General features: G+C 69.0%; 3 protein-coding genes (1 of these 3 cut by a window edge). 2 read left to right on the forward strand and 1 reads right to left on the reverse strand.

Annotated features, from left to right (window positions below; translation table 11 throughout):
- Both A7G45_RS08420 and A7G45_RS08425 read left to right on the forward strand, forming a co-directional pair.
- Positions 1 to 9,257, forward strand: the final stretch of a protein-coding gene (locus A7G45_RS08420; RefSeq protein ID WP_260935724.1) for a non-ribosomal peptide synthase/polyketide synthase. 21,757 nt of this gene lie to the left of the window's left edge; the window shows 9,257 of its 31,014 coding nt (coding positions 21,758-31,014); its start codon lies beyond the left edge, outside the window; the stop codon is at positions 9,255 to 9,257.
- Positions 9,254 to 12,199, forward strand: a complete 2,946-nt coding sequence (locus A7G45_RS08425) for an MMPL/RND family transporter (RefSeq protein ID WP_260935727.1) — start codon at positions 9,254 to 9,256, stop codon at positions 12,197 to 12,199. Before A7G45_RS08420 ends, A7G45_RS08425 begins: the two co-directional genes overlap by 4 nt.
- Here the strand turns inward: A7G45_RS08425 and A7G45_RS08430 are convergent.
- Positions 12,189 to 12,974 carry a GntR family transcriptional regulator gene (locus A7G45_RS08430; protein WP_043399605.1) on the reverse strand — a complete coding sequence of 262 codons (786 nt, stop codon included), beginning with the start codon at positions 12,972 to 12,974 and terminating at the stop codon, positions 12,189 to 12,191. The genes A7G45_RS08425 and A7G45_RS08430 overlap by 11 nt on opposite strands.
- Positions 12,975 to 12,987: the final 13 nt, after the last annotated feature.

Here is a 12,987-nt window from a genome sequence, read left to right on the forward strand (position 1 = left end):
TGTTGTCGCCGGAAGGCCTGGAATCGATGGCGCTGCTGATCGGTGCCGAGGCCTGTCCGCCGGAACTGGTGGACCGGTGGGCGCCTGGTCGCGTGATGCGCAATGTCTACGGTCCGACCGAGACGACCATGTGGGTGACCAAGAGCACGCCACTGGCGGCGGGTTCCGGTGCGCCACCGATCGGTTCGCCGGTTCCGGGCGCCGCGCTGTTCGTGCTCGACGCCTGGCTGCGTCCAGTGCGCCCCGGCGCGATCGGCGAACTGTACGTCGCGGGCCGCGGCGTCGGCGTCGGCTACTGGGGCCGATCGGCGCTGACCGCAACGCGTTTCATGGCGTGCCCGTTCGGTGCGCCGGGAACCCGGATGTACCGGACCGGCGACCTGGCCAGCTGGGGCCCCGACGGGCAGCTGCGGTACCTCGGCCGCGCCGACGAACAGGTCAAGATTCGCGGGCATCGCATCGAATTGGGCGAAGTGCGTTCCGCTCTGGCCGCCATAGCCGGTGTCGAGCAGGCAGTGGTGATCACCCGCGAGGACGAGGCCGGCAGCAAGCGCCTGGTGGGCTACATCGTCGGGTCCGTGGATCCGGCGCAGGTGCGGGCGACACTGGCTCAGCGTCTGCCCGGCTACATGGTCCCGGCCGCGGTCGTCGGCCTGCCGGAACTGCCGGTCACGGTCAACGGCAAGCTCGACACCCGCGCGCTGCCGGAGCCGGAATACGTTGCGGGCGTGTACCGGGCCCCGGGCAGTCTCACCGAGGAGATCCTGGCCGGCGTGTACGCGCAGGTCCTCGGTATCGAGCGGGTCGGTGTCGATGATTCGTTCTTCGATCTCGGCGGCGACTCACTGTCGACGATGCGGCTGGTCGCGGCGATCAATTCCGCACTGGACGTTGATCTTCCGGTCCGCGCGGTGTTCGAGGCACCGACCATCGCGCAGCTGGCTCCGCGCATCGTCGCGGGTGAGCGCGGCCTGCAGCCGCTGACCGCGGGCGAACGTCCGGACGTGGTGCCGTTGTCGTTCGCGCAGAACCGGCTGTGGCTGGTCGACCAGGTGCAGGGACCCTCGCCGGTCTACAACATAGCGACGGCCTTGCGGCTCGGAGGAACGCTGGACGTCGATGCGCTCGGCGCCGCGCTGGCCGACGTCGTCGGCCGGCACGAGAGCCTGCGCACGCTGCTCACCGCACCTGACGGCACCCCGCAGCAGGTGGTGATCCCCGCGGCGCGTGCCGATTTCGGTTGGGACGTGGTCGACGCGACGGAGTGGTCGGCCGGCCGACTGCAGGACGCCCTCGAGGCCACCGCGCGTGGCACCTTCGACCTGGCCGTCGATATCCCGTTGCGGGCGCGCCTGTTCCGCGTCGCCGATGACGAGCACGTGCTGGTGGCCGTGGTGCATCACATCGCTGCCGATGGTTGGTCGCTGCGACCGCTGGTCGCCGATCTGGGTCTGGCCTACGCCAGCCGGTGCGCCGGTCAGGCGCCGGACTGGGCGCCGTTGCCGGTGCAGTACATCGACTACACGCTCTGGCAGCGTGCACAATTCGGCCGTCTCGACGACAGCGGTAGCCGGGTGGCCGCGCAGCTGGCGTACTGGGAGGACGCGCTGGCCGGGCTGCCCGAGCGCGTGCAGCTGCCCACGGATCGGCCCTACCCGCTGGTCGCCGACATGGCCGGTGCGACGGTGGCCGTCGAATGGCCTGCCGAATTGCAGGAGCAGGTGGCCCGGCTGGCCCGGGAGCACAACGCGACGACCTTCATGGTCGTCCAGGCCGCACTGTTGGCGACGCTCGCGAAGGTCAGTACGAATGCTGATGTCGCAGTGGGCTTCCCGATCGCCGGACGACGTGATCCCGCTCTCGACGATCTCGTCGGCTTCTTCGTCAACACCCTGGTGCTGCGCGCCGACCTGACCGGCGACCCGACGGTCACCGACCTGCTGAACCAGGTCCGGACCCGCAGTCTGGAGGCCTTCGAGCACCAGGACGTGCCGTTCGAGGTATTGGTGGAGCGGGTCAACCCCGCACGGAGCCTCACCCACCATCCGCTGGTGCAGGTCATGCTGTCCTGGCAGAACTTCACCGGGCTGACCGATCCGGCCGGCGGCTCGGGGTTGAAGGGCGTCGACGTCACGTCGATCCCCCTGGGTACCCAGTCCGCCCGGATGGACCTGACCTTCTCGCTGTCCGAACGTTGGACTGCGACAGGGCAACCCGCCGGCATCGGCGGCGAGGTCGAGTTCCGGACCGACGTGTTCGACGCCGAAACCGTTGCGGCCCTGATCAACCGGATGGAGTTGCTGCTGGCAGCGATGACCGCCGACCCACAGCGGCCGCTGTCGTCGGTGAGTCTGGTCGACGACGCAGAACAGGCGCACCTCGACACGCTCGGCCACCGCGCGGTCCTGACCGCGCCGGCCGCAGCATCCTGGTGCATTCCGGAGTTGTTCGCCGCCCAGGTCGCCCGCACCCCGAACGCCGGGGCGCTCACCTGGCAGGGCCGGACCCTGACGTACGCGGAGCTGGATACGGCGGCAAATCAGTTGGCGCACCGGTTGATCGGGCATGGCGCGGGTCCGGGCCAGACCGTGGCATTGCTGTGCCACCGGTCGGCCGAAGCGATCGTCTCGATCCTGGCGGTGCTCAAGGCCGGGGCGGCCTACCTGCCGATCGACCCGGCGCTGCCGTCGGCCCGTATCGATTTCATGCTCGACGACGCCATGCCGGTTGCTGCCGTCACCACCGGTGATCTGGTGGAGCGGCTGGCCGGGTTCGGCCGACCGGTCATCGACATGGCCGACGCCGATATCGAAAATCAGCCCACCACAACGCCTCCGGTGCCCGATGCGAATGACGTCGCCTACCTGATCTATACCTCCGGCACCACCGGCGTGCCGAAGGGCGTCGCCATCACGCACCGCAACGTCGTCGGACTACTGGGGCAGCTCCACGACCAACTACCGACGTCCCGCGTCTGGAGCCAGTGGCACTCGCTGGCCTTCGACGTCTCGGTGTGGGAGATCTTCGGAGCCCTCCTGCATGGCGGACGCCTGGTCGTGGTGTCCGAGACGGTGGCTCGTTCGCCGGAGGAGCTGCACGAACTCCTGGTGGCCGAGGGCGTCACGATGCTGACCCAAACCCCTTCCGCCGCAATGATGTTGTCCCCGCAGGGGCTGGAGTCGACGTCGCTGGTGGTGGCGGGCGAGGCGTGCCCACCCGAACTCGTCGACCGCTGGGCGACCGACGGCAACACCACGGGCCGCGTCATGATCAACGCCTACGGTCCGACCGAGGCCACGATCTACGCGGCGGTCAGTGCGCCGCTCTCGTCGGGGTCACCCGCCGTGCCGATCGGTACTCCGGCCTCGGGGGCGGCAGCTTTCGTCCTGGACGAGCGTTTGCGCCCGGTGCCGGTCGGTGTGGTCGGTGAGCTGTACGTGGCCGGCTCGGGTGTCGCGGCGGGCTACGTGCGGCGCGGGGGATTGACCGCGTCGCGCTTCCTGGCGTGCCCGTTCGGCGCACCGGGACAACGCATGTACCGCACCGGCGACCTGGTGCGGTGGGGCAGCGATGGTCAACTACAGTACCTGGGCCGTGCCGACGAGCAGGTCAAGATTCGCGGCTACCGCATCGAATTGGGCGACGTGCAAACGGCATTGGCCGGTCTGGACGGCGTCCGGCAGGCCGCGGTGATCGTGCGCGAGGACCGCCCCGGCGACAAGCGATTGGTCGGGTACATCACCGGCACCGCGGACCCGGCCGAGGCGCGGACCGCAGTGGCCAAACACCTTCCGGCGTACATGGTTCCGGCCGCCGTGGTGGCGCTGGCGACGCTGCCGCTGACCCCCAACGGCAAGTTGGACCGGCGGGCACTGCCCGCTCCGACCTACGGCAACGTCGACCAGTACCGGGCGCCGGGCACGCCGGTCGAGGAGACGCTGGCCGCGGTCTACGCCGACGTCCTCGGCGTCGAGCGGGTCGGTGTGGACGACTCGTTCTTCGAGCTGGGCGGCGACAGCATCATGTCGATGCAGGTGGTGGCCCGGGCGCGGGCGGCCGGCCTGACCTGCCGGCCGCGCGACGTCTTCGTCGAGCAGACGGTGGCCCGACTGGCGTTGGTCGTCGGGACCGTCAGCGATGCGGCCGATGTCATCGACGACGGTGTGGGGCCGGTGGTCGCGACGCCGATCATGCGGTGGCTGGCCGGTGTGGACGGCCCGACCGGCCAGTTCAACCAGACCATGGTGGTGCAGGCTCCGGCGGGCGTCACCGAGACCGACGTCGCAATGCTGTTGCAGACCTTGATGGATCGGCACGCGATGCTGCGCCTGCAGGCCGACGCGAGCTGGACGCTGCAGGTGCCCGAAGTGGGAGCGGTCGATGCCACGGATTACCTGCGCACGGTCGACGAGCTGACCGAGGACGCCGTGGTCGCAGCGCGGTCGCGGCTGAACCCGGCGGCCGGCGTGATGCTGAGCGCGCTATGGGTGGCGCCGGCGCGTCAGCTGGTGCTGATCATCCACCACCTGGCGGTCGACGGGGTGTCGTGGCGAATCCTGTTGGAGGACTTGAACGTCGCCTGGCTGCAGTCCCGTGCGGGCCAGCCCATAGAGATTCCGGCGAACGGCACCTCGTTCCAGCGCTGGGCGCAGGTGCTTGTCGAACACGCCGCGGCGCCTGAGGTGGTTGCCCAGGCGGAGGCCTGGCGACAGGTGGCGGCGACGCCGGCGCTGCTGCCGGCCGTTGAGCCGGAGCGGGATACGTTCGCCACAGCCGGGCAGCTGTCGGTCACGCTGGACGATGTCGACACGGTGCAGACGCTGCTGCGCGAGGCCCCGGCGGCGTTGCATGCCGGTATCAACGACGTACTGCTGATCGGATTCGCCTTGGCCGTGGCCGAATTCGTCGGCGGCGGTCGCACCATCGGCATCGACGTGGAGGGGCACGGACGCCACGACGACATCGCCGATCAGCTGGACCTGTCACGCACCGTCGGCTGGTTCACCACCAAGTACCCGGTGGCCATCACGGTCGGTGACGTGTCGTGGGCGCAGGTGACATCCGGTGACGCCGCGCTGGCCGCGGTGCTCAAGAACGCCAAGGAGCAACTGCGGGCCCTGCCAGATGGGCTGACCTACGGTCTGCTGCGATACCTCAACGACGCTGTCGATCTCGAAACAGCCGATCCGGCAATCGGATTCAACTACCTGGGCCGACTCGGCGGTGGGTCCGAGCTGTCCGACGAGCTGTGGCAGGTCGGCCGGGACAGCTCAGCAGCAGCCGAGGTCACCGGCGCGGCCACCGCGGTACCGATGCCACTCATGCACACCGTGGAGCTCAACGCGGGCACCGTGGACACCGAAGCCGGCCCGCAGCTGCATGCCAATTGGACGTGGGCGCCGTCGGCGCTGGACGGCGCGCAGGTCGAACGGCTGAGCCGGTTGTGGTTCGACGCGCTGACGGGTATCTGCGCACTGGTCCGTTCCGGTGGCGGCGGCCTGACCCCGTCGGATATCGCACCGGCGCTCCTGGACCAGCGGCAGATCGACGAGCTCGAGCGCGAGTACCCGGTCGCCGACATCCTGCCGGTGACCCCGCTGCAACAGGGATTGCTGTTCCACGCCGCGCAGTCCGGTGTGGACGCCGATCTGTATGCGGTGCAGCTGGACCTGACCCTGGCCGGACCGCTCGACCCCGACCGGCTGCGGGATGCCGTGCAGATGGTGGCCGAACGTCACCCGAACCTGGCCGCCCGCTTCCACCCCGGACTCGATGTGCAGGTCATCCCGACGGCGCCGGAAATCGCCTGGCGTGCCATCGATCTGACCACAGCGGACGGCGCAGACACCGAGGTGACGCGCATCCGCGCCGCCGAACGTGCGGCCGTCTGCGAGCTGGTCGACCAGCCGGCGTTCCGGGTTGCGCTGATCCGCACCGGAGAACACCGGCACCGGCTGGTGCTGACCAACCACCACGTCGTGATGTACGGCTGGTCGTTGCCGATTCTGCTGCGCGAAATCTTCGCCGGCTATCACGGGTACCGACTGCCCGCGGCAGTGCCGTACCGCCGCTTCGTCACGTGGCTGGCCGAGCGGGACCTCGATGCCGCACGCACCGCCTGGGCCGAGGTGCTGGCCGGCGTCGACGACCCGACGCTGGTCGCGCCACGCACCGCAGCAGGTGCCCGCGGCGTGAAATCCGTTGCGCTGTCGGCCCAAACCACCCAGGCCGTCGGAGAGCTGGCACGCTCGCGTCACACCACCGTCAACGTCGTCTTGCAGGGCGCCTACGCACAACTGCTCATGCAGCTGACGGGTCGGCACGACGTAGTGTTCGGCACCGCCGTCTCCGGTCGTCCGACCGATGTGGCCGGGGCCGACTCGATGGTCGGTCTGATGATCAACACCGTGCCCGTGCGGGCCGCGGCCACCGCGACCACCACCGCCGCGGACCTGCTCGACCAGTTGCAGGGTGCGCACAACCGGACCCTCGATCATCAGCACCTGGCGCTGGCCGAGATGCACCGAATCACCGGTCAGGACAGGCTCTTCGACACCTTGTTCGCGTACGAGAACTACCCGCTGGGCGCCGCTGCGTCAGGCGGCGTCGGCGAGCTGACCATCACCGAGTTCAGCAGCCATGAACAGAATCACTACCCGCTGACGGTGCAGGCCATGCCGGGCGAGGAACTGGGCCTGCGCGTCGAGTACGACACCGACGTGTTCGACGCGGCCGCCATCGACGCGCTCGTCGAACGATTCGAGCGGGTGCTCGTGGCCATGACCACCGCGCCCACCCAGCGCCTGTCTTCGGTCGATCTGCTTGCTGCCGAGGAGCACTCGCAGCTGGACCGGGTCGGCAACCGTGCCGCCGCGGCCGATTCCGTTGCGGCGGCCTCGATCCCGGAGCTGTTCACTGCCCAGGTCGACCGGACACCGGACGCTGTCGCGCTCACTGCCGCGGGCCGCTCGCTGACCTACCGCGACCTCGACGAGGCCTCGAACCGGTTGGCGCACCGGCTGATCAGCCACGGGGCGGGCGCCGGCCAGCCGGTGGCGGTGCTGTTCGGCCGGTCGATCGACGCAGTCGTGGCGATCCTCGCGGTCCTCAAGACCGGGGCGGCCTACCTGCCGATCGATCCGGCACTGCCCGCGGAGCGGCTCGCGTTCCTGCTGTCCGACGCGGCGCCGAATGTCGCGGTCACCACGGCAGACCTGGCCGGCCGGCTCGAAGGCTTCAACGGTGCGGTCCTCGTCGACGACACGGCCGAAAACCTGCCCGCCACACGACTTCCGCTACCGGACGCCGAGAGCGTCGCGTACCTGATCTACACCTCCGGCACCACCGGCGTGCCGAAGGGTGTCGCGGTGGCGCACGGGAACGTGGCCCGGCAGTTCGGGGTTCCGCTCGCGGGCTTGCCCGCTGACCCGGTGTGGACGCAGTGCCACTCCTACGCGTTCGACTTCTCGGTGTGGGAGCTCTGGGGCGCGCTGCTGCACGGCGGCCGCCTGGTGATCGTGCCGGAGTCGGTGACTGCCGCAGCGGATGAGTTCCAGCAACTGCTCGCGGCCGAACACGTCAATGTTCTCACCCAAACCCCCTCCGCGGCAGGTGTATTGGTGCCCGAGGAGCTGGGACAGCTGGCGCTGCTGCTCGGCGGCGAGGCGTGCCCGGTCGAGTTGATCAACCGGTGGACCGCGTGCGGGCACTCAGTGATCAACGCCTACGGTCCCACCGAGACCACGGTGTACGCGGCGATGACGGGAATCCTCACGCCGGGAACAGGTTCGGTGCCCATCGGTGCGCCAGTGCCCGGCACGGCGTTGTTCGTGCTGGACGGCTGGCTGCGCCCCGTACCCGCGGGTGTCGTCGGTGAGTTGTACGTCGCGGGCGACGGTGTGAGCGTCGGCTACGCCGGCCGATCGGCGCTGACCGCCGGCCGCTTCGTGGCCTGCCCGTTCAGCGGCGTGGGCGAGCGGATGTACCGGACCGGGGACCTGGTGCGGTGGGATACCGACGGCCTGTTGCACTACGTCGGCCGCGCCGACGAGCAGGTCAAGATTCGTGGCTTCCGCATCGAACTCGGTGAAGTACAAACGGCTTTGGCGAGTCTCGACGGCGTGGAGCAGGCGGCCGTGATCGCCCGCGAGGACCGCAGCGGCGACAAGCGTCTCGTCGGGTACGTCACCGGCACGGCCGATCCCGCGACGTTGCGCACCCAGCTGGCCGAGCACTTGCCGGCCCACGCGGTCCCTGCCGCCATCGTCGTGCTGCCCGCGCTGCCGATGACGACCAACGGCAAGCTCGACGTCCGCGCGCTACCGGCGCCCGAATACCGGGCCGGCGCCTACCGCGCGCCGGGCACTGTCACCGAGGCAGCGCTGGCCGCCTGCTACGGCGCGGTGCTCGGCGTCGAGCGCGTCGGTGTTGACGAGTCGTTCTTCGACGTTGGCGGCGACAGCATCTCGGCCATGCACCTGGTCGCCGCGGTCCGCGCGGACCTCGGCATCGAACTGTCGGTGTCGGCCGTGTTCGAGACGCCCACGGTGCATGAACTGAGCGTGCGGCTGGCTGCGAGCTCCATGGACAGCGCGGCCGCACCCGAGATCGCGCCGGTGCAGGTACTCAAGACCGGTACGGGCGTCCCACTGTTCTGCCTACACGCGGTCAGCGGCGTCAGCTGGCCGTACCAGTTGCTCGGCGGCTACGTCGACGCCCCGATCATCGGCATCCAGCAACCCGCCACCGACCAACCGCGGTCCATCGGCGAGATGGCGGCGACGTACGCCGACCGGATTCAGGCCGAGCAGCCGTCGGGCCCGTACCACCTGCTCGGCTGGTCGTTCGGCGGTGTGGTGGCGCACGCGGTCGCCGTGGAGCTGCAGCGGCGCGGTGCCGTGGTCGCCCGGCTCGTACTGCTCGACGCCGAGCCGAGCCTGCGCGTCGCCAACCAGGCCGTCGACCGGGATCAGCTCACCGGTGTTGTGGACGACGGGCTGCTGGACCTGTTGGTGCACAACTTCGACACCAACGTCGCGCTGTACCGGGAGCACGAGGCCGGGCAGTTCCACGGTGATGTCGTGGTGGTCGCGGCGACCCGGGACGACGCTGATCGCGGCACGTTCCTCGAGCAGAGCTGGCGCGAGCGGGTGACCGGCGACGTTGCCGTGCACGTGGCGGCGTGCGGCCACCATGAGATGCTGACCGTCGAAGCGCTTGCCGAGTACGGCGAGCATCTGGGCGGTGAGGCAACGTGAAGGTTCGGTCGGGCATGGGTGTGTTCACCGGGGCTTTCGAGCTGCTGGCGCGGCTGGTGCTGCGCCGGCCGTGGGCGGTGATCGGCGCCTGGCTGCTGCTCGTCGTGGCGCTGTCGGTGACCGTGCCGCCGCTGATGAAGCTGGCGAGCGACCGCAACCAGGAATTGCTGCCGGCCAACTCCGCGGTGATGGCGGCGACCCGGGACATGACATCCGCGTTCCACGAACCCGGGATTCAGAACATCGCGCTGGTGGTGCTCACCGACGAGAGCGGACTGACCAAAGCCGACGAAGACGTCTACCGCACCCTGGTCGACAGTCTGCATCGCGATACGCACGACGTCGTGATGGTGCAGGACTTCATCTCCCAGCCGCCGATGCGAGAGGTGCTGGCCAGCAAGGACAACAAGGCGTGGTTCATCCCCGTCGGCATCCGGGGCGAGCTCGGCTCACCGGAATCCAGCGAGGCATACAAACGCGTCGTCGGCATCGTCGACCACACCGTCGCCGGCTCCACCCTGACGGTCCACATGACGGGACTGACCGCCACTGTCGCCGAACGAGAACAACTCGGGTTGCGCGACCTGCGGGTCATCGAGACCGCCACGATCGTCATGGTGCTGCTGATTCTCTTTGTGGTGTACCGCAACGTCGTCACCATCCTGGTGCCGCTGGCGACCATCACGCTGTCGCAGGCCGCCGCGACGCAGGGGGTGGCGGCCCTGGCGACCTGGGGCCTGCCCATCTCGCAGCAGACCGTCGTCTTCATGAGCGCCATGATGATCGGCGCGGGGGTCGATTACGCCGTCTTCCTGATCAGCCGCTACCACGAATACCTCAGGCAGGGACTGGATTCCGACGAGGCCGTGGCACGGGCGCTGACCGCCATCGGCAAGGTGATCGCGGCGTCCGCGGCCACCGTCGCGGTGACGTTCCTTGGCATGAGCTTCACCACCCTCAAGGTGTTCTCGACCACCGGGCCGGCGCTGGCCGTCACGATCGCGGTGGCGTTCCTGTCGTCGATCACGCTGTTGCCGGCGATCCTGACGCTGGTGGGACGGCGCGGCTGGGCTAGGCCGAGGAAAGAACTGACCAGCCGCTTCTGGCACCGGTCCGGGATCAACATCGTGCGGCGCCCGGTCGTGCATCTGGTCGGCAGCCTTGTGGTGCTGATCGCGCTGGCCGCCGGCGTGGCCTGGCTGCACACCAGCTACGACGCGCGCACCGCGCTGCCGGCCTCGGCCGAGAGCAACATCGGCATGGCCGCGATCGAACAGCATTTCCCGGCGAGTGTGACTGCACCGCAATACCTTTTCGTCCAGTCCCCGCATGATCTGCGGACCACCAAGGGGCTCGCCGACCTCGAACAGATGGCGCAGCGCGTCGCGCAGCTGCCCGATATCGCCGCAGTCCGCGGTGTCACCCGGCCGACCGGCGCCCCGCTGGGACAGGCCACGCTGAGCTTCCAGGCAGGCGAGATCGGCAACAAGCTCGCGGAGGCGACCAACAAGATCAACGGCAGCGTCGACCAACGACAGGCCCTGGTCGGCGGGGCCGGCAAGCTCGCCGACAGCCTGGCCACCGTGCGTAGCCAACTGACCAAGACCATGGGCGTGCTCGACAACCTGAACAAGAGCATGGCGAGCATCAAGGACCAGCTCGAGAGCTCGCAGGAATTCCAGGACGCGCAGCGGGAGATGGATGCCGTGCGCAATTCCGGCGACGTGCCGAACATCCCACCCAGGTCGGGCAGCCAGAACTTCCAGGACATGGTCGCAATGGCCGATGCCCTGCTGGCGCAGCGGAAGGACAACCCCGGCTGCGACAACGATCCGGATTGTGCGGGCCAGCGCGACCAACTGCAGCGACTGTCCGACGGTCTGCACAAGATGCAGCCCTCGTTGGACTCGGCGGCCAAAGCCCTTCGCTCCCTTGGCGGGAGCGGCGGAAGCGGTGCGAGCAGTAGCCCGGGTGGGATGAAGCAGAACATGGCGGCCCTGCAGGAGGGCGCCAACGCGCTGGCCGAGGGCAGCCGGAAGATCGCCGAAGGGCTGCGGGTCCTCGACGACCAGACCAAGCAACTGGGCGAGGGGCTTTCGCACGCCTCGGCGTTCCTGCTCGCGATGAAGCTGCACGCATCCGAGCCGGGCGCGGCGGGCTTCTACATCTCGCCGGAAATCCTGGGCAACGACAAGTTCAAAGACCTGGCACGGGTTTTCATGTCGCCGGACGGGCATTCGGCGCGGTACCTGGTCGAGTCGACGCTGAACCCGTATGACACCAAGGCCATGGATCAGGTGAAGGCGATCCTCGCTGCCGCGCAAGGCTCACAGGCGAATACGTCGCTCGCCGACGCGAAGATCGCGATGTCGGGCATGACCCCGTACTACGCGGAGCTGCGGGACTACTTCAACAAGGACCTGCGGTACATCGTGCTGATGACCGTCATCGTCGTCTTCCTGATCCTGGTATTGCTGCTGCGCGCCATCGTCGCACCGCTGTACCTCGTTGGCACCGTGATCCTTTCGTGCCTGTCGTCGCTCGGCATCGGGGTGATCGTGCTGCAGATCTTCGGCGGCCAGCCGATGGCGGCGAGCACACCGGGCATGGCGTTCATCGTGCTGGTGGCCGTCGGCGCGGACTACAACATGCTGCTGATCTCCCGCATCCGCGACGAATCCCCGAACGGTATCCGCTCGGGCGTCATTCGCACCGTCCGGAGCACCGGCAGCGTGATCACCTCTGCCGGAATGATTTTCGCCGCACCCATGTTCGCCATGCTGTTCAGCAGCATCGGCTCGATGGTGCAGGGTGGCTTCATCATCGGCGTCGGCCTGCTGATCGACACCCTGATCGTGCGTACCGTCACCGTGCCGGCGCTCGCCGTGCTGGTCGGCAAGTACAACTGGTGGCCGTCACGCCGGACGGCGGCTACGCCGTAACGGTGAGCTCGACGCGGCCGTCGGTGCCGAGCGTTTCGCGTTCGGCTGTCACCGTCGTCTTGGCGACCAGCCGGACGCGGTCCGCTCGGAACAGGTCCTCGGAGTACTCGAACGGCTGACCGTCGGCGTCGCTGGTGACGCGCGTCATCGCCAACAGGGGAGTGCGCGTGGGGATTTCGAGCCACGCGGCCTCACGCGGATTGGCGCTGACGACCTCGATGCTCTCGACCGACGACGCCGGGGCCAGGTTGTAACGGACCGCCAGAATGTCGTAGATCGAGCCACCGAGGGGCTGCTCCAGCAGGTCGGGCACCCGCTCGGCGAGCAGGTGCGCGCAGTCGACCGACAGCGGGAAACCGTCGGCGTACCGCAGCCGCTGCACGACGACGAGCTCGGTGTCGGGCTTGACTCCGAGGCGCTGTGCCTCGGTGGCCGTGGCGCCGCGCAACGCCGTGGCGAGCACCCGGCTGCGGGTGGTGGAATGCCCGCCTTGTTTGAGCCGGTTCGGCAGGCCTGACAGTTCGGCGACGTTGCGTTCGACGAGCACGGTCTTGATGAAGGTGCCGCCCGCGCGGCCGCCCCGCCGTTCCAGGATTCCGGCACGGCTCAGGGGAACCAGGGCACTGCGCAGCGTCGCGCGGGACACAGCGAACCGCTCGGCCATCTCGCGTTCGGAGCCGAGGCGGTCACCGGGCCGGAGGGCGCCAGCATCGAGCATGCTGACGATACGGCGCCGCACATCCTCGGCGACCGGGCCGCCCTCGGACTCGTCCATGTGGTTCACCGTA

Origin of the sequence: Mycolicibacterium llatzerense (assembly GCF_025331195.1) — a bacterium.
GTDB lineage: Bacteria > Actinomycetota > Actinomycetes > Mycobacteriales > Mycobacteriaceae > Mycobacterium > Mycobacterium llatzerense.

Bases quoted from the DNA above. Each gene is read 5' to 3' on its own strand.
- A7G45_RS08430 (WP_043399605.1), bottom strand. From the start codon at position 12,974: ATGGACGAGTCCGAGGGCGGCCCGGTCGCCGAGGATGTGCGGCGCCGT.